General features: G+C 38.9%; 18 protein-coding genes. 13 read left to right on the forward strand and 5 right to left on the reverse strand.

What is annotated here, in order from left to right; genetic code table 11:
- Positions 1 to 545 precede the first annotated feature (545 nt).
- Complete coding sequence (locus tag Q0625_RS01080; protein ID WP_298823060.1) at positions 546 to 1,469, reverse strand: SPFH domain-containing protein; 924 nt, start codon at positions 1,467 to 1,469, stop codon at positions 546 to 548.
- Between the two features lie 85 nt (positions 1,470 to 1,554).
- On the opposite strand from Q0625_RS01080, the gene Q0625_RS01085 reads away from it, so the two are divergent.
- The 10 genes from Q0625_RS01085 (at position 1,555) to Q0625_RS01130 (ending at position 11,613) form a co-directional block, all read left to right on the forward strand.
- On the forward strand, positions 1,555 to 2,178 hold the full coding sequence (locus Q0625_RS01085; RefSeq protein WP_298823061.1) for a bifunctional nuclease domain-containing protein: 624 nt from the start codon (positions 1,555 to 1,557) through the stop codon (positions 2,176 to 2,178).
- A 56-nt stretch (positions 2,179 to 2,234) separates the two neighbouring features.
- Positions 2,235 to 3,575, forward strand: coding sequence for a nucleoside transporter C-terminal domain-containing protein (locus Q0625_RS01090; protein ID WP_298823094.1), 1,341 nt, complete (start codon positions 2,235 to 2,237; stop codon positions 3,573 to 3,575).
- 6 nt (positions 3,576 to 3,581) lie between these two features.
- On the forward strand, positions 3,582 to 3,947 hold the full coding sequence (gene crcB / locus Q0625_RS01095; protein ID WP_298823062.1) for a fluoride efflux transporter CrcB: 366 nt from the start codon (positions 3,582 to 3,584) through the stop codon (positions 3,945 to 3,947).
- A gap of 68 nt (positions 3,948 to 4,015) precedes the next feature.
- Entirely contained in the window at positions 4,016 to 4,492 is a 477-nt protein-coding gene (locus Q0625_RS01100) for an S-ribosylhomocysteine lyase (protein WP_298823063.1), read from the forward strand.
- 499 nt (positions 4,493 to 4,991) lie between these two features.
- Positions 4,992 to 6,107: a hypothetical protein gene (locus Q0625_RS01105; protein WP_298823064.1), complete on the forward strand. Its 1,116-nt coding sequence runs from the start codon at positions 4,992 to 4,994 to the stop codon at positions 6,105 to 6,107.
- 24 nt (positions 6,108 to 6,131) lie between these two features.
- Positions 6,132 to 7,088: a hypothetical protein gene (locus Q0625_RS01110; RefSeq protein ID WP_298823065.1), complete on the forward strand. Its 957-nt coding sequence runs from the start codon at positions 6,132 to 6,134 to the stop codon at positions 7,086 to 7,088.
- Positions 7,089 to 7,107: 19 nt separating this feature from the next.
- Positions 7,108 to 9,144, forward strand: a complete 2,037-nt coding sequence (locus Q0625_RS01115) for a hypothetical protein (protein ID WP_298823066.1) — start codon at positions 7,108 to 7,110, stop codon at positions 9,142 to 9,144.
- Between the two features lie 6 nt (positions 9,145 to 9,150).
- On the forward strand, positions 9,151 to 9,828 hold the full coding sequence (locus tag Q0625_RS01120; protein WP_298823067.1) for a hypothetical protein: 678 nt from the start codon (positions 9,151 to 9,153) through the stop codon (positions 9,826 to 9,828).
- Positions 9,797 to 10,432 (forward strand): retropepsin-like aspartic protease, encoded by a 636-nt coding sequence (locus Q0625_RS01125; RefSeq protein ID WP_298823068.1) that lies wholly within the window; start codon positions 9,797 to 9,799, stop codon positions 10,430 to 10,432. Before Q0625_RS01120 ends, Q0625_RS01125 begins: the two co-directional genes overlap by 32 nt.
- Positions 10,432 to 11,613, forward strand: a complete 1,182-nt coding sequence (locus Q0625_RS01130) for a hypothetical protein (protein WP_298823069.1) — start codon at positions 10,432 to 10,434, stop codon at positions 11,611 to 11,613. Before Q0625_RS01125 ends, Q0625_RS01130 begins: the two co-directional genes overlap by 1 nt.
- Before the next feature lie 64 nt (positions 11,614 to 11,677).
- Here the strand turns inward: Q0625_RS01130 and Q0625_RS01135 are convergent, their stop codons facing one another.
- The 4 genes from Q0625_RS01135 to Q0625_RS01150 form a co-directional block, all read right to left on the reverse strand.
- Positions 11,678 to 13,285, reverse strand: a complete 1,608-nt coding sequence (locus tag Q0625_RS01135) for a C1 family peptidase (protein WP_298823070.1) — start codon at positions 13,283 to 13,285, stop codon at positions 11,678 to 11,680.
- A 44-nt stretch (positions 13,286 to 13,329) separates the two neighbouring features.
- Entirely contained in the window at positions 13,330 to 14,079 is a 750-nt protein-coding gene (locus tag Q0625_RS01140; RefSeq protein ID WP_298823071.1) for an ABC transporter ATP-binding protein, read from the reverse strand.
- A gap of 7 nt (positions 14,080 to 14,086) precedes the next feature.
- On the reverse strand, positions 14,087 to 15,316 hold the full coding sequence (locus Q0625_RS01145) for an efflux RND transporter periplasmic adaptor subunit (RefSeq protein WP_298823072.1): 1,230 nt from the start codon (positions 15,314 to 15,316) through the stop codon (positions 14,087 to 14,089).
- 156 nt (positions 15,317 to 15,472) lie between these two features.
- Positions 15,473 to 16,783 (reverse strand): TolC family protein, encoded by a 1,311-nt coding sequence (locus Q0625_RS01150; RefSeq protein ID WP_298823073.1) that lies wholly within the window; start codon positions 16,781 to 16,783, stop codon positions 15,473 to 15,475.
- Between the two features lie 192 nt (positions 16,784 to 16,975).
- Between Q0625_RS01150 and Q0625_RS01155 the strand changes: the two genes are divergently transcribed.
- The 3 genes from Q0625_RS01155 (at position 16,976) to rplS (ending at position 19,144) form a co-directional block, all read left to right on the forward strand.
- The gene (locus Q0625_RS01155) at positions 16,976 to 17,872 is read left to right on the forward strand and encodes a hypothetical protein (protein ID WP_298823074.1); all 897 of its coding nucleotides are present in this window, start codon (positions 16,976 to 16,978) and stop codon (positions 17,870 to 17,872) included.
- Between the two features lie 83 nt (positions 17,873 to 17,955).
- A complete protein-coding gene (locus tag Q0625_RS01160) occupies positions 17,956 to 18,534 on the forward strand; it encodes a DUF4948 family protein (RefSeq protein WP_298823075.1) in 579 nt (192 codons plus the stop codon).
- 259 nt (positions 18,535 to 18,793) lie between these two features.
- A complete protein-coding gene (gene rplS / locus Q0625_RS01165) occupies positions 18,794 to 19,144 on the forward strand; it encodes a 50S ribosomal protein L19 (RefSeq protein ID WP_298823076.1) in 351 nt (116 codons plus the stop codon).
- Positions 19,145 to 19,207 lie beyond the last annotated feature (63 nt).

Consider the following 19,207-nt stretch of genomic DNA (forward strand, 5'->3'; position numbering starts at 1 on the left):
CTACCCCTGAATCAAACAAACCAATAGGACTTGTCAATTGTTATTTGTTAATTTTTTAATTCATCTATTTCATTACAAACATTTTGAATATGATCTAATCCATAAAGTAATTCTCCTGAATTAATATTCATCCAAGTAAACAACTGTAGAATTAGATTATATCTTTGCCTTGTGTAATTAGTATCAATAATTGAATTATTACTTAGAAAGCAAATAGGCTCATGATGTGCTATTCTATTTCTAAGGTCATTAATCTTAGCTAATTCATTAAAAATGTATGTATGATTATATTGCATTGAGGCTGAACTTCTTGGTTTGGAAGGAAATATCCGCAACAAATTTTGCCCTCCTGCTACAAACTGAGGTTGAGCAAATAAATATCTCCATAAACCAAAATCTAATTCTGCTATTAGTTTTGAATGAGTGTATATTACTCTTTGCCGTTAGAGAATTTGTTTATAACTTTGCACCAGTTTTATTCCCGATAGGTCTCTGAGTAATCAAACTATCGGGTTTTGTTTTTACCTTCCTCTAACAAAAAATCATTATTCTCTTTTCTTATTATTTTCCTTTCGTATGATCTCCCCTATTTGATTGGAAGCTGCGAAAGAAGCTATCATATTGTTCAGCATCTCAGCACCAGCTTGTGGGGAGTTAGGCAAGAGAATGAGGTTGCTCTTAGTATCTTGTCCTACCGCCTGTAGGGTATCATAGTGTTGTGTTACCACAATCAGCGCAGAGGCCTCTTGAGAGGAGATACCTACTTTGTTAAGCACATCCACACTTTCCACTAATCCGCGCGCAATCTCACGACGCTGATCGGCAATACCTTGTCCTTGTAAGCGCTTGCTCTCGGCCTCTGCCTTGGCCTTCTCTACAATAAGAATGCGCTGAGCATCTCCCTCATACTGAGCAGCTACTTTTTCCCTTTCAGCAGCATTAATACGGTTCATGGCTGCTTTTACCTGTGCATCAGGGTCTATATCGGTAACTAAGGTCTTGATAATATCATAACCATAAGTCTCCATGGATTCCTGTACTTCGCGCTTTACCGCAATAGCAATATCATCTTTCTTAACAAAGACATCATCCAACTTCATCTTAGGTACTTCCGCTCGTACTACATCGAACACATAACTAGTAATCTGGTCATGTGGGTATTCGAGCTTATAGATGGCATCATACACTTTATCCTTAATAACCACAAACTGTACTGAAACCTTGATCTTGACAAATACATCGTCCAATGTCTTGGTTTCCACAATCACATCCAGCTGTTGGATCTTCAGGCTGATACGCGCTGCAATCTTGTCTATCACAGGAATTTTCAATTGCAATCCTGAATGACGAATACTTTGAAACTTTCCAAAGCGCTCAATAGAAACGGCTGTTTGCTGCTTCACTGTAAAGAACAAAGAGAAGAGTATGAACAAACCTGCCAATACAAAAATGAAAATGCTATAATCCATAAAAAACTTAGTTTTATTTCGCGCAAAGTTATAACTTTTCTACGAAAAAAACAAGTAAAAATTCATATCCTTAAAGGTTGTACAAATGAAGAAAATTACCTATTTTTGCACTCAATTACACGTACCCATGGAATGGACACAAATGTACATAAAATCATTAGGTGAGATGTCTGCCAGAAGCTATGTCCTCCTTCTGAAAGAAAGTGATGGCATGCGACAAGTACCTATTGTGATAGGTGAGAGGGAAGCCATGGCTATACAATACAGCAATTATGGAAGGTTATTCATAAGCCAACCTCCTATATATAGCGTATTATTCAATATACTGAAAGCCAACAAAATACAAATCACCCAGATACAAATCACTGAGTTCAAGGAAGGAACTTTCTATGCCCATATAATCTACAAAGGTGAAGAGGCAGGTATGCAAACTATATCTATAGGTGATGCCATGGCAATGGCTATTGTTGCCAAAGCACCCCTTTTCATGGCTACTGAATTGGTTGAAAAGTATGGTACAGAAGAGATGCCAAAGGAGGACACCCCTCCCATGGAAGAGACGCCTAACCTTCGTACAAGTGGCAACAAGAACCTAAAACGCTACCTCACCACTGAATTAGAGAAGCTCATGGATTCGGCCATAGCAGAAGAGAACTACGAGTTAGCCGCAGAAATCCAAGAAGAACTCGCCCGAAGAAAAAAAATATAACACTCTATATGAAACTTATATATACTCTTATAGTCCTATTGCTCCCTGCCATAGGCATGGCACAATCCCAGACCGGCATTATCCCAAGTACGGGTATGAGCGTGGAGAGCGTCCTCAGAGGTGTAATGGGCATGTGTGTCCTCCTTATGATTGCTTTCCTCTTTAGCCACAATCGCAAAGCCATTGCTTGGAAAACCGTAGGTATAGGATTGGGTATACAACTCCTTTTAGCCTTTGGTGTACTGAGAGTGGAATGGGTCAGAAAACTCTTTGAAATTGCAGGAGGATTCTTCCTACTTATCTTGGACTTTACCAAAGCAGGAAGTGACTTCCTCTTCGGCAACCTAATGGATATAAATAGCATTGGATATATCTTTGTCTTTCAGATACTTCCTACCATTATCTTCTTTTCTGCTCTTACTTCTATTCTTTTCTATTATGGTATTATTCAAGTATTTACCCGCGCACTAGCTTGGGGATTGAGCAAATCCTTAAAGATATCTGGAGCAGAAAGTCTCTCCGTTACGGGAAATATCTTCTTAGGACAAACAGAAGCCCCACTAATGATCAAGTCCTATCTGGAAAAAATGACTAAGAGCGAAATTCTTCTTGTCATGGTAGGCGGTATGGCGACAGTTGCAGGAGGGGTATTGGCATCGTATATTAACTTCTTAGGAGGAAATGACCCTGTCGCAAAGTTGGAGTTTGCCAAGCACCTCTTGGCAGCTTCCGTAATGGCTGCCCCAGGAGCGGTAGTTATCTCCAAGATGCTCTACCCACAAGAGGAGACTATTCCTACATTATATGAAACCTCCAATGAAAAATTCGGAAGCAACGTTCTTGATGTAATCAGTACAGGTACCAGTGAGGGACTTAAGCTAGCTGCCAATGTGGGGGCTATGCTCTTAGTATTTGTAGCTCTTATTGCTATGGTGAATTATTTCCTCGGTTGGGTAGGTGATATCACTTACCTGAATCCAATTATCAAAGATAGCGGTGTATTACCCTATGAGCGCTTCTCCTTGGAGATGATTTTGGGTTCTATCTTCTCCCCTATCATGTGGCTTATAGGAGTAGCCAAAGAGGATATGATGCTCGTTGGGCAACTCCTAGGAATCAAGCTCGCTGCTTCGGAATTTGTAGGCTATACCCAATTGGCTACACTTAAAAACCCTGATGCTCCTATACACCTCATGTACCAAAAATCCGTAATTATGTCCACTTACCTACTATGTGGATTTGCCAACTTTGCTTCTATCGGGATACAAATAGGGGGAATAGGTTCACTCGCTCCCAATCAGCGTAAGACACTCTCTGAATTTGGTCTTAAGGCGGTATTAGGCGGTACACTTGCCTCACTCATGTCGGCTACTATTGCAGGAATGATTTTAGGATAGTAAGCCATGACTCTCTCAAAGATTCTTATCATATTCTTAGGCGGAGGCTTAGGAAGTGTATTGCGTTATTTGCTGAGTGATAGTATTGCGAGAGGACTTACCCTCAAGCCCTTTTGGGCAACCCTTTTTGTCAATATCATTGGTTGCTTCCTTATTGGAGTGGCTAGCGGGCTTATTAGGCAAGATTCCTTAGCCAAATATCTTTTTATCACAGGGTTTTGCGGAGGGTTCACCACTTTTTCTACTTTTTCAGCAGAAAACGTACACCTTTGGCAACAAGGACAGTATTTTCAACTATTACTATATATTTTCTTAAGTCTTTTCGTGGGATTTTTGGCTGTCATTGCAGGAAAACTAATTATTAGTTACTAATTATCAACGATATAGTTCACTAAAAATATAACAACTAACGACTCATAACAAACAATTAATTATAAAAAATGGAAAGAATTGCAAGTTTTTGTGTAGATCACCTCAAGTTACAACGAGGGATTTACCTCTCTCGCCGAGATGTAGTAGGTAATGAAGTGATTACCTCCTTTGATATTCGTATGAAAGCTCCCTATCGTGAGCCTGTATTGGGAGGGGCTGAGATACACACTATGGAACACTTAGCGGCTACTTGGCTACGCAATAGTGATTGGAAAGACAAAATCATCTATTGGGGGCCTATGGGCTGTATGACAGGAAATTACCTAATCCTCGCAGGCGACTATACCTCCAAGGATATAGCGCCACTGATTACCCGCCTTTTTGAATATATGGCTAATTTCGAAGGTGATATCCCAGGAGCATCAGCGGTAGAATGTGGTAATTACTACAACAACAACCTCCCTATGGCTAAATATGAAGCCAAAAAATACTTGGAAGAGGTGCTATACCACCTCAAAGAGGAAAATTTAAATTATCCTCAGTAGTATATACCAGAAAAGCATCTTAAAGGAGACATTCTTTCACAGAGTGCCTCCTTTAGTTTTTATATACGTAAGTTAGATATAAAAAAGTCTCCCACATATTTAATAGATTTCCTATATTCCCTACAAATAACAGATTTACAATTAGTTAACACAAATCTCTATGCAAAAACCCGTATTTCACGTACCTTGCTATAAGCTCTCGCTGGCCTTTTGGATATAAAGACAGAATGAACTTTAATTTGCTTATGCCGAACTTAGGTTACATTAAGCTAGCAAATTTAGAATACAATAAAAAAGACTATCTAATTTTAACATTAAAAATTTTTTCAGTTTAAGAAAAAATCGTAGTTTTGCCCGATTTATTAGGTGTTTTTTCATAATTAGAAAAATATAGCAAAATAATTTTTTAAAGATATTATAGAATAATTATTATTTAGCTTAATAAAAATCATCTTTTTTTATAACTATCACAGAAAACATTTTTTTAAAAATAGTTCTTATGAATCAAAACAAATTTCTTCGGATTTTTTCCTTCTTTGCTTTTATAGCTTTTATGCTAATTAGCTGTTGGGCAACTGTAGAGAGTTTACACTTATTACTCCCTGACTGGCCTATACCTATCTTTTGGATACTTACAGTTGGAGTATTCGTACTTGCTTCAATGGGTTCAAAGCTCATTGTAGATAGTTTCAATCCTAACGACTATGTCCCTAACAAAGGTTGGCGACTCATAGGAGGAGTCGTGTTGCTTGGCCTTTTCTGGATTCTTTTCAGCTTACCTACCAATACTCATACTTTTTTCTATAAATCGGTAGTTAAAGAGGTACTACAAACAGAATTGGTTTTTGTTAAAGACAAATTAGAAGAATTAGCCGATGGAGGACGAGCCAAAAAAATGGTAGAAACTGAGAAAAATGAGCTTATCTCTAAGGTAGAGGATGCTTTCCAAAGTTTAGAACGTGAGATCTTAGACCCCAATAATAGCGGCTATGGTCCTAAAGCGGAAAAAGCACTACTTGACTTACAAGCTATCTTAGGAAAAAGTTTCCAAAAACCTAAATATGTATCCTCTCGTGAAGGACGTTTAAATTGTTTAGAATCTCTGAAAAAACAAAAAGATGATCTTCTAAAAATTGAGCTTGACAGAAAAGACAGAGAATTAGAAAACAGACTCTCTACCAAAAATATACAAAATGAAATCAAAAGCAATATTGTATATATAAGTCAAGCCTTACAACTCCTTCAGAAAGATTCTAAAGCTTTCTTTACCCCTCAGAAAAACAGCAAAGGAGTAGTTGTTGATAACTTTGAAATAACCAAAAATATTCTTACCAACAGCTTGTCCACTATCCGAAATTATAGTGATTCTTTCGTAGATGTCTATAGTAATGAAAAATCCATATTAGGTGATGACTATCAAACCAATGGAAAGAAAGGACAAGATATCATCTCTAAAACAAAAAGATTGGAGAGTGTAATTGATGTTTGGAAGGATTTCTTTGCTGGGAAATATGCAGGCCGAGGATTTATCTTCTGGATTATTATTGCAGCCCTTGTCGATCTAGGAGGCTTTATTTTCTTTGATATTGCTTTCAAAAAAAGAACTGATTATTAACCCTAACTTATTAAACACAGAATTATGGATGAAGATAAAAACATAGATCTATCAGCCGGTAGCGCAGAGAAAAAAATTGATATAGATCCTGTAGCCCCTCCAGTAAATCCTTCTGCAGGTGCAGCAGGCACCTCCACTAATGCAAATGTAGACGGCAAAGGCTATTCAAACGAAGAACTGCGAGACCCCAACAACATTGTGGTAACAGTCTCTGATCCCTCTCCTGTAGTAGTGCTCTTTGGAGCTGGTTCTTCAGGAAAAACAATGACCCTAGTAAGGCTCACACGCTATCTCAGAAGCAAAGGCTATACCTTAGAACCCGATCGTGCTTTCCGCCCTAGCAGAGATGAACATTACAAGCAGATGTGTGACCAGTTTCATAGCCTTGTCAACGATAGCTATGCTCCCGATCGTACCCGTGTACTGAACTTTATGCTGGTAAAGGTCATGGATTCTTACGGAAATCCCCGTTGCCAAATCTTAGAAGCCCCTGGAGAACATTTCTTTAACGCCGAAGACCCTAACACCCCTTTCCCTACCTATATCAATAATATTACCCAATTACCCAATCGTAAAATTTGGATATTTATTGTAGAGAGAAACTGGAAAGACCAAAAAGATAGGGCTAACTATGCCAAGAAAATAGAAGACCTACAGTCCATTATTAGTACACGAGACCATATCATCTTCGCCTGTCATAAGGCGGATCTGTTCTCTGCCGCTATCAATAATGGTATTCCTAATGAAAAAAGATTCTTTCAGGAAATAAAAAACCAATATCCTGGCATCTTTAGTAGATATAAGAACAAAAACCCTATTACAAGTCTCTTTAACAGCTACAATTTCGAATTTGTTGTCTTCTCGGCTGGTACTTTTAATCCTACTACTGATAAAAGACAGGTATATACCCAAGGAAAAGACTTCTATCCAGAACGCCTATGGAAAGCCATTTCCAAAGGTATCTCAGGCAATATATTTTAACTGTTGAAACCTCAAGAAAATGAACTTCGTATTTAAAATATTTGGCGCTCCTTATACCTTTGATATCTATGGGAGCAACAGAGAGGACACCAATTACTTCCAGCTCTATGATGACGGAAGTAATGAGGAAGTAAAACTCACCGTTCACCGCAAGGCGAACGGTGAAGTTTCCTATTCCTATTTGCGTTATAATATGATTTCAAGTAGCGGACGTACAGGTGCTTTTTTCGGCATGGCTGTCGTCTTTCACAATGAGTATTGTAGGGATGTAGAGAATCTCTACAAGCTCTTCGATGCTGTGTACCAAAACATATTGGAAACAGGAATCCTATTACAAAAAATAGAAAATAGTGGACACCAGGCCAAATATCTTATTGCTCATTTTTCTGATGCCCCTGCGGAGGTTACTCGAATAGAGAATATTATCTACAATAACCTCCAGAAAAACTATAGCCAAGATATACTCCCTATCAACAGCTCGTTTAGTACCAACTCCAAAGAGCTCATAATGCTTCCTATGAACAAAGAAGCCAATGTCTCTTTGCTTACAGAACTACGCAAACGCGCTTGGATCTCTTTCTCTCCGATATACAACTCTCAAGTAATCCTTAGCCGTGAATATATCAATACATTAAAAACAAATACCCGAATAATACGAGATAAGGAACTCTCTGAAATAACCAATTTATTAGTCCGTATCAATCTCCTTTCTGAAGATAAAAAGAAAGAGAAATTACCTAAAGATATTCTTTTACAGATAACTAACTGGAGAGATTCCCTTAAGGAGACACAGAAGACTATCAATGATTATATAAATATACAGCCCGAACCAGGACGCTCTCAGTTAGAAAAGATTAACAACGAAATCATCCCTATTCTTGAAAGCTGTGAAACTAATTACACTGTTGTTAAGAACATTATAGATAAGCCTAAATCTGAACCGTCTAAACAACCTAGACCTGAACCACCCAAACCTGAACCACCTAAACCTGAACCACCTAAACCTAATAATAAAAAAACCTATCTCGTAATAACGCATTGTGGAGATGATGGAGGCGCTGCCACAGGTGGAGGGTATTATTCTGTAGATAGTCTTGTAAAAGTAGTCGCTATCCCCAACCCTGGTTACCGCTTTATCTCTTGGACAGAGAAAGGAAAGATCCTTTCCGAAAACAAGGATTTCTCTTTTCCTATGTACAATAGGACTATTGAACTTGTTGCCCATTTTGAAGCAAAGCAAACCACCGCTTGGGATATCTTTTGGGAACGCCTTCCTAAAAAAGCTATTTTAGCCATAGGCGCTGTCGTGGCTCTTATCCTGCTACTGATATTCCTATTTCCTTCTGAAGACACCTCTAAGGAAGAAGGAAAAAAAGGAGACACCCTAGCACAAATCACCCCAAAAGAAACTCCAAGTCCTAACCTACCGCAGCTGCTTTCTGAAGAAAATGGAAGTGAATTAATCGGAGATTGTGATCTAACTGAACTTAATAATTATGGAAATATAAAGAATATAGATAATTTAGATACAATCAAAGCATATATTAATGAAGCAGAAAAATTAAAGAATAAGAATTGTCCCAATATAGAGAAACTATATATTACTCCCGCTAAAGAACGTGCTGAAAAAATATTGGAAAATGAATTGAAAAATTTATATGATACTAAAGGAAAAAAATGGAAAGAAAAGTATAAAATGGTAGAAGATAAAATAACAAAATATAAACTTTTATTCTCTAATTTAAGTTTTGATGATTATGAAAAATATTATAAAAAAGAAACCATTAAAAATCTTGAGCTTGAATTAGAAAATACAAAATGGTCACCTAGAAAAAAGCTAGAAATTGCTAATGATTTACTTTCCATTGATCCAGATAATAAAAAAGCTAAGGAGGAGATCAGCAAACTCCAAGGAACCCAAGGCAGTGGAACCAAAGGTAGTGAAACCAAAGGTAGTGGAACCAAAGGTAGTGGAAATCAAGGTAATGGAAATCAAGGTAATGGTGTTCAACTAAATGATGGTGTAAACGACGAAAAAAAAGAAGGAAAAAAATAACTAAAAATGAAAAACTTAAAAATAATTTTAGTAAGTTTATTTTGTGTTACAATCCATAATGCACAAGATAAAAAAGACTTTATCACTGATACCTTAACTCTCCGTTGGGACGAAGGACTCTTAAAAGAGTCTCTACAAAAGATAGGTATTAATGACTTTACGATAGATAATGAAAAGCAAATACTGATCCTTAGTTATCCCGATGTGCCTAAGACGATAGCTAAGGTAGCGCGGCTTAAAGGAAAAGTCAATGGGATATTAGTTCCTTATATAGCGCCTAAGGTAGAGACGGCTAAAACAGCTGTGGTAACAGAGGTGATGGTTGAGAAAAAAAAACAGCCCAAATATGACCCTAAGATAGATGAGTGGCTCAATATAGAAGACAGCTCTATTTTCTTAGAGAACTTTATGCCTGAGGTAACCGAAACACAAGTAAACCCTAACCGAAGAGCACAATTTAACCTTATAAAGGATCTTCACACCTGTACTCTACTGCTTGAAGAGGTAGAAAAGACTGCCAATGAGGAGGATAAAAAGAAAAAACTCTCAGAGGCTAAAGAAATATTTAATAAAATATACAATCTTAACAGCAACATTGTAGCACCACTTTCAAGAGAACAAAAAGATTTCTACATACAACAAGCTAAAAAATATGAAACTCTTGCCAACACTATCTACAAATAGCTTCTATAAGCGCTTGCTGCTTCTTCCGCTCTGCTGGACTATGGCTTGCGGAAGTGGGAGTACCTCCTACCAAGAAGAGGAAGATCCCCCTGCGCTCTCCTTAGGAGAAGGGGTAGAGGACTTGTCGTCTTTCTACAATGGAGCGTATGCAGATACACTCTATAATACCGACCCAACCGCTTACAATAGTACAAACGACGGAAGTATCAATGTCCCTTATAACCAAAAGGGGAACGACCTGATCACCCTACCTATAAAGGTCAATAATGTAGGCTTTGAAATGATCTTTGATACAGGGGCTTCTACCACTTGTATTACCCTTGCGGAAGCTCAGTATCTATTCCAAAAAGGAAGTCTTACCAGTGACGACTTGCTCGAAGATGGTCCTGCTCTCTTCCAAACCGCCGATGGAAATATCTCCGTAGGCCTGCGTGTCAATCTCCGTGAAGTAAAAATAGGAGACCAAATCACCCTATACAATGTGGAGGCACTCGTGGTTGATAATATGGATGCCCCCCTACTCTTAGGCCAATCTGTCTTCAAAAAATTCAAAGAAATTTCAGTTGATATGAAAAACAAATGGATCAAATTCTTTAAGGAATAATGAATGTAGACTTCTATATATTTGGCACCCCCAGCGGATACAAGCAATATCCAGCGGGGGGCAAAAGCACTCTTTTTCAAAACTTCTCTCCCAAGGGAAAAGGTAATGCGCAACTAACCATCTCAAGAGAGGGATTACTGGTGTATTACATCTACCATAGGTTTATTCCTTTAGGAAAGAACAACAGCTATATAGGATTCTGCTTGGTGTTCAACAATTGCTATTGCAAAAAAACACAAGAGCTTTTCGACATATTCGAGTTAGCTTATCAGGAAACTGCTCTTAGGGGGGAACTACTACACTTTGAGGATAATGGAAGCATGTCTTTCGTTGTCAATGAGTTCGGAGAGAAAGAAATAGAAATCGCTTATATCAAAAAGTTCTTCCAATCCGAAATAGATAAGTTAAAAGACGATTTTGCCCCTATACTTCCTTCCTTCAGAGTTGGCTATGGAAGCAATATCCTTTCTATAAAACAAGGAAATGATTATATAGAGACGGCCATAGAACAATATGATGAAGTAGTTATTACCAATGGCACCAAAAAGGCTTCTGCTTTAGAGCAAATCCAGAAAAAATACACACAACTCTACAGAGAAAAGAAAGAGCTTGATGGTGAATATGCCAAACTCCTAAGACAAAAGAAACAATATCGTGCCATATTCTTTCTCTGCCTACTATTGATAGCTTGTGGTATTGGACTGTTTATCTTTAACGACAATCTGAAAAGCCGTGATAGTATGATCCATGGTTTAACGGATGACCTATGGGAAAAAAGAGAAACGATAGATAGTTTATCCCAGCAAAATATATACCTAACCTCAGAGCAAGAAAAACTTAAGAACACCAATTCTGAGATATCTGAACAACTAAAAGGAGTTAAGAAAGAAAGAGAGTACTTTATAAGGTATAGCGATAGCTTATACAGAGAATATACTCTCTTACAGGAGGAAAAAGAACAAGTAGAGAGATCCTACAAAGAATATTCCCGTCCCGAAAATTGCTATACTCTTTATAAAGTAATTGCAGAAGAGGCTTATTGTTATACTAAGTGTGGAGATAATTATAACAAACAGAACTGTGTCTATAGGTATAATCAATTAGTTCGTGTATACATAGTTACTGATGGCTATGGGCTAACACTTGGTGGTTATGTAAAAATGAGCGATTTGAAACGATAAAAATCAATCCCCTTTGAAAAGAATAATCAAAGGGGATTTGCTTTATTTCTCGATCTTTTATTAACTAGTTAGGTGTAATTCTAATAGCACAATAGTTCCTTTCATTAGTGCCGCCTTGTGCTCTAGTAAGTAGGTATATAACCTTTCCTTGAGCGTCTATATCTGCGCTACTTAGGGTAATTGTCTCTGTAATTTCATATATCCCTGACTGATAAGGCTTTCCTTCTTCATCTATAGGCCTATTGCAGAAATTATCATATTTAACAAAGAATCTTCCGCCTCGTAAGAATGTACTACCATCTGTTTTGCGTACTCTGAGGGTTATACGCAGATTCCCCCCGTTATCCACTTGTACAGTTGTTGCTGCACCTGTAATTTTATCTATAACCGTTTCTTGATTTACACGACAAGTCCCAGCAGGGAGATAAGGTACCTCTTCAGGACTTACAGAATAAGTCTGCTGTGGCTCAGGATCAGGTGTTGGATTGGGATCAGGTGTTGGATTGGGATTAGGTTTGGGATCTGGCTGAGGCGATGGGTCGGGCGTAGGATCGGGTGTTGGTGATGGATCCGGCGTAGGATCCGGCTGAGGCGATGGGTCGGGTGTTGGCGCAGGATCTGGTTTCGGGTCAGGGTTAGGATCAGGTGCTGGGTCAGGCTTGGGTGCTGGATCTGGCGCTGGCTTAGGGTCTGGTGCAGGATCAGGCGTAGGTTTTGGATCAGGATCAGGTATAGGATTAGGATCGGGCTTGGGTTCTTCGTCAAAGGGAGCATATTTGTCATAAAGCCCATCGATGACAAAGGCCTCATCTATCATGCTTCCTATAAGAGCTGCATCTATCTCTACATAGCCTGTGCCCTTGTAACCACCTCTACCCCAACTGTTCAACACTTTTATCACTCCGTTTTCTCCTTTAGTAGCGTCATAGCCCACCACAACCATGGCATGCCTACCCAATATCTTGTGATCCTCCCTATAATCACGCACGGTATAGATATACTCCCCTGCCTGCTTGAAAAGGCTCATAAAGGTAGCGGGTATATTAGCCCCTATAATGATAGGCATATCTTCCTTAATAGCAGCTCTAAAACTATAATAATCTAGCTTAATGGTAGCAAAAGAACGTATCTTGCTGCGTGCTGCTATTGTATAATGCGCCTTAGAGGGCTGGGTGTTACAACCACTTTCTGTATTATATGGAAAGAGGGAAATAGGAGGTACTCCTTTACTTTCTACTAATGCAAGTGTGTGCCCTATGGTAGCCCCTCCCTTGAGGCAGTCCTTAGGATCCAATCGCGTCTGGTTAAAGAGATAGCTGGGAGAAAAGAAAAAATCAGCATCAGAGAAAGACATGCCTCTTTTATTAAAATTGATAGCATAAGAAAGCACTACCGAACAGGCAAAGGCAGGAGCGCTGCCCATGTTCAACTGGTTATAATAAGGGATCGCGCTTACATCCTGTGGGAAATTTAGCGTGAGAGAGAAAGGCAATTGGTTTCCCCTCTCAAAAAGATGTTCAGGGTAGGAAGCATTTGCCTTGCTATTGGTTATCAGTCCCATCGGATATTGTGGTGATTCAGGGACTACGGGCGTGTCTTCAGGCTTCTCTTGCTTCTGACAAGAGAGAAACACCCCTATACTCATAAGAACTAAAATTAGAAATCTTTTCATATATAAAAGTTATTAATTGTTTCATGGCTATAGTCATTCTCTAACTACTGATCACTGAACCCTGATTTTATTTTCCTCAGCTCTTCTTTCGCATCAAACCTATTTTCTATAAGGTTATCCTTGATGATATTACCATCCTTAAGTACTACGGTACGTTTGCTGAATTGGGCAATGTCATCCTCATGGGTTACAAAGCCTATGGTGCTACCCTTATCATTAAGTTCTTGGAATAACTCCATGACCTCATAGGAAGTGCGGGTATCAAGGTTTCCCGTAGCCTCATCGGCCAAGAGAATCACAGGGTCATTCACCAAGGAACGTGCGATGGCCACACGTTGCTGTTGCCCTCCTGAGAGTTCACTAGGCATATGGTGCAGGCGGGATTCCAAACCTACTTTCTTGAGCGCTTCTATGGCGCGCTCACGGCGTTCTTTGGCGGATATCTTAGGGTTGTACATCAGCGGTAGCTCTACATTCTCTATAGCAGAGGTGCGCGCCAAGAGGTTATAAGCCTGAAAGATAAAGCCTATCTTGGTATTACGCACATGGGCTAATTCATTCTTAGACATATTCCTAACGGATATACCGTCCAATATATAATCTCCGGAAGTAGGCCTATCCAAGCAGCCTAATATGTTGAGCAAGGTCGACTTGCCCGAACCACTAGGCCCCATGATGGTAACAAACTCTCCCTCATAAATATTCAAGTGTATTCCCTTGAGTACCTGTAGGATCTCCCCTCCCATCTTAAACTCCCTTCTTAGGTCATTTATCTCAATGATTGTTTTTGCCATGATTCCCCTATTTTGCTTTAGAGTTCTGTCTTCTATGAGGTGGCTTAGGCATAAATGGACTACTACCATCTTGTTGATTATCCGTTGCCTTAGCCGAAGGATTGAAGCTATTGAGTGAAGTGACTACCTCTTCTCCTTGGCTAATGCCACTGACGACCTCTACATGGATACCGTCATTGCTACCTATCACAATAGCTTTTTGAGAGAGACTACCATCGGGATTTTCTACCCATACATGTTTGTTCTTTCCTTTGCTACGCTCCACCTGTGGCATGGAAGCATTGATTCCCTTCTGCACGTAATATTCAGCCAAGAGCGCAAGGTCTGGGGAGAAATTAATTGCTTTATTATTAACTATGGTAACGCCCTTGAGTTCATTGGTATAGATAACAATCGTTGCGGTAAGACCTGGTTTTAGTTTCTCTTCTGGATTCTGAGCATCTACTATTACGGTATAGGTAACCACATTGGAAGTGGTAGTCGGTGAAAGCCTTACTTGGGAGACCTCTCCTTGGAACTCTTCCAAAGGATACGCATCCACGGTAAAGGTAACTCGCTGACCTACTTTCACTTGTCCTATATCTGCCTCATCTACATTGGCCTCCACTTGCATTTTCTTAATATCCTTAGCTATCTTAAAAAGGGTTGGTGCACTGATGGAAGCAGCTACAGTCTGTCCTACCTCTACCTCCCTACTCAAGACCACCCCATCGATAGGCGCATAGATATTGGCATAACCCAGATTGGTCTTTGCCTGATTGAGCAACGTAAGGCGCTGAGTTACTGCTGCCTTGGCGTTATGCAGTTGGTAATACGCTTGTTCGTAATCCGCTTTGCTAATGATTTGGTTATCATACATATTTTTCTTCCTATCATAGTTTTGTTGGTAATAGGAAACTTCGTTCAGTGCTGCGTTGTAATTAGCCTGAGCGTTGATGACATTCTCCTGCAGATTGGTTTTGTCCAACTCGGCAATAAGCTCCCCCTTTTTCACTTGGGAATTGTAATCCACATATATTTTGCTGACCAAACCAGATACTTGTGTACCTACCTCTATTTCATCAACAGGTTGCACACTTCCTGTGGCTGTTACCTCTGTGGTTACATCCCCTTTTTCTACCTTTTCTTTTTGTAGGACTATTATGGCAGGTTTCTCCTTAAAGAAAAAGTGATATCCTGCATAGCCTATACCCACAAGCAATACGGCAAATATAGTTGTTCTTAATATCTTCTTCATTCTTTTATTTTTCTATGATAATACGTATTTTAATATTTTCTATAATTAGGTACAAGCCAGTGTCGTTGAATACTTGCAAGCGAGTATATGATTCTCACCAACGAGGGTTTTATCACTAAGGGCGAATGACCATTCGCCCCTACTGGTCATTGGTCTCTAGTCATTAATCGCTATCTCTTTTCCTTGATAGAAATTCAACAATTGTTGGTAGAGCAACACCATATATTTGTTCTGCAAATAGGTCTGTTCTGCATTGAGATAGGTATTCCTACTAACTAGGAGTTCGGTATTGGTTAGGTTACCAAACTCATGTTTTTTCTCAGCCAACTCGTAAGCCAACTTAGCATTATCACGTGCTTTTTTGGAGGCTACTTCCTGTGCCTGACGGGTAGTAGCATTGTGCCAAGCGGTCTCTATCTTGGTATAGAGATCCTTCTCGGCTTGCTTGCGATCTAGCTCTGCTTGGGATTCAGAGAGTCGAGCCAAGGCTACATTGTTCTTGTTTTGGTAACGGGAAAAGATAGGAATATTAAGAGAAAGCCCTATGGTCTGTCCAAAGTTATTTTTCAGCTGTGTCATATATTTCTCTGTATCTCTATCCGAATAGCCCGTATTGATTCCCCCACTGAGGGAGAGTGAAGGGCGAAAACCTGCCTTAGCAATTTGGATGTCTTTCTGAGCGAGTTCCTTTTGCTTGTCATATATTTTGGTAGTCGGTAGCTGCTCCAATGCCTGTCTGTATACCTCTTCCTTATTGGCTATAGGAGCGCTAACGTCCTCTTTTCGGATAATCTCAATACCAAATTCCGTGCCTGGAGGAAGTTCCAAGAGCTGCTTAAGGGTCAGTACTTGGTTCTCGTATTGGTTTTTAGCCAATACTACATTGTACTGATTATTTGCATGTTGCGTTTCTATCTCAATAAGATCAATCTTAGCTATAGCACCATTCTCATATTTCTGTTGTGCTTGAGTCAATTGTTCTTCAGAGGAAAGAGCCGTATTCTTAGCCACTGTGATATTTTCATATTGGTAGAGTGCTTGCAGGTAAGCCTCCAAGACACTTAGGGTGATGTTATTCTGTGCCTCTTTTACATATAAGTCATTTTGTTCTAGGGCAAGCGTAGCACGCTCTATTTGTAGATTGAGTTTGTTTCCTTCATAGAGTGGCATGGAGGCACTCACTCCCATACTATTGGTTATAGTGGTTTGGTTCACCCTATTGTTGGTAATCTGATTAATTACGGAACCATTATTAGCATTGGCCGAGATATTCCCACTAACAGCAGGTAGGCGATTGCTCTTGGCTTGGTCTAAGTTAATAGCAGCGGTCTGCTGTCCCAACTGCGTTTTCTTAACGGTTATATTGTTATTTACAGCATAGTTGATACAGTCAGCAAGTGACCACAACTTTTGTTGTCCCCACATAGGCAAAGATAGGAGGGAAGCAAAGAGTATTTTGTATTTCATTTTCAATAATTGGTTTTAAGCCACAAAAATACTCATTTTTTTTCAATCAAAGAAATAATAATCGAGAAAATACACAACTTTTTCTATATGCTTTCTTTTTGTTAAAGAAATATCTGTTTTAAAAATATATTGCTTTTCTAAATTATTTTCCTTATCTTTGTCAAGCAAATTACCCCATTCCATCAAAATCACATGAAGAACTTTGCCTGTATTCTTTTTTGTAGCTTAGTAATCAATCTGTATGCACAGGCAGATAGCACAAGTGTTAGCTATACGAAAGATAGCATATTTATCAAAAGCTATGTACACGACAGCCTCTATCAGACATTAAAGATAAAAAAACACCAGCATCGCTTCTATATGAATGTGGGGCTGAGCTTTATAAACAAAGAGGCGTTATACGTACAAGGGTACTATCGTTACCTATCTCTACCAAAAAAGTGGCATTACCAACTTTCATTGGGAGGATATGCCCTATTTAAGAATGGGCTACACACGGTTATTCCTGAGATCGGCGGAGAGATGGGTTGGAGAGGCGTGTCATTAGGCGGATATCTTACTCCTCAATCGGTAGAGCCTCGCCTAAGTGCAAGGATAAAAGAAATGGGAAGCACCTCCCTATACATAGGATATGCTTTTGCTAAAGACAAAAATCAGGAATACCTCAATGGGATTACTACAGGGGTTCACATGGGGTTACCTTTGCTTTATTCTATACAATTTGGGTATAACTATATAGGGAGAAATACATTCTACTCTGAGTTGAATTTCCCCAATAATTACTTATGTCCTTACTTGGGCTTACATCTTACCTCTTACCAAGGTGATTTCAAGGCAATTGTGGAGCCTGGGCTGAAGTGTTTCCTAACACGAGATGGAAGAAGATACTTAGCGGTAGGATACACTTCTTATGGCATTTTGGGCAAGGTAGGGTTATTGAACACTGATTATATAGATATTTATGCAGGTTATGCTTTCTCTACTGATGATAGGGATATTGTAAAAGGCGTTTCAGGAGGTATATGCTTAAAGGGAGAATTTTTTGAGATCTTTTTGGGCTTGCTTTCCACAGGAGGAAGAATCTTTTAGAAACAGCCTATAGAATCTGACTTAACATGAGCTTTCGTTATATCGAACGCTCTTTAAATGAGGTATTGACAGAAGAAACTATTATGAAAAAAGTTATAGATACCTATAAAAGTAAAAAAATCTTCAAAGATAGAACGGTGCAAATACCTTTCTTATTATTAATATTATTTGCCATAAAAGGCTGTAACCCAACTGTAAAAGACCCAACCGATAGGGAAATGATAAATCATTTTAACAGCCATAAGACTGATTTTGAGATGATTCAGCAAATCATGGCAGAGGATACTATTTCCGCTTTTGATTATCCTCCTGTTTTGTTGAATGGAAAATTTAAAAATGTAAAGGATTCTATTTATTTCAATCAATTGAGTATTGACAAAAGAAGAAAGTTGGATTCTTTACTACAAAACATACAATGCAGCGGAATATTTGTACGCTCCAATGATGAAATTACTTTTAATTATTATTCCTATGGGGGAATAGGTTGGGGCGTTGATAAAAATTTCATTTATACAAAAAGAAATTTCAACAAGACAAGCGATGTGGAAGTCTGTCCACCAGAGACAGATATGTCCGAAAAGCGTTATAACTCAATGAAAAATTGTCATTTAGTCAAGGAATTAGGCAATCATTGGTACATAGAACTAAACTATGACAGATAATGACCCAATAGAAGTGTTTCTCCCCACTGAATTTAAGTGACCACTCTTTTTTACAAAGACAATTCTGTTCTCCATTGGGCTTTTTGAGATATTCTTATCTAATGATACTTTGGGAATCACCCCCAAATAACTACCTCGTTAAAAACTTAATGGCTAAGATTTGCACATTTGAAAAATTATATTTAACTTTGCGCCCGCTAAGTAACCTCTGGCGAGGGACGTGTATGTTGCTTAGGTAATACTTAATTTTTATACTTTTATGGAGTCTTTATTAAAGTACGTACAAGACAATTTCATCGCTAAGAAAGATTTCCCTGAATTCTCCACAGGGGACACTATTACAGTGTATTATGAAATCAAGGAAGGAGAAAAATCCCGCGTTCAGTTCTTCAGAGGTGTGGTAATCCAACGCCGTGGTACAGGAGCTACTGAGACTTTTACCATTCGTAAAATGTCCGGTGAGGTAGGTGTAGAGCGTATCTTCCCTATCAACATGCCTGCTATCCAAAAAATCGAAGTGAACAAATACGGTAAAGTACGTCGTGCGCGTATCTTCTACTACCGTGAATTGCGTGGTAAGAAAGCTCGTATCAAAGAAATACGAAAATAATTTTTTAGCTTACACAAAGTATGAAGAAAGGTTGTCTTGGGACAGCCTTTTTTTATAAAACCA

The organism is uncultured Capnocytophaga sp. (assembly GCF_938029845.1).
In the GTDB taxonomy this organism is placed as follows: Bacteria; Bacteroidota; Bacteroidia; order Flavobacteriales; family Flavobacteriaceae; genus Capnocytophaga.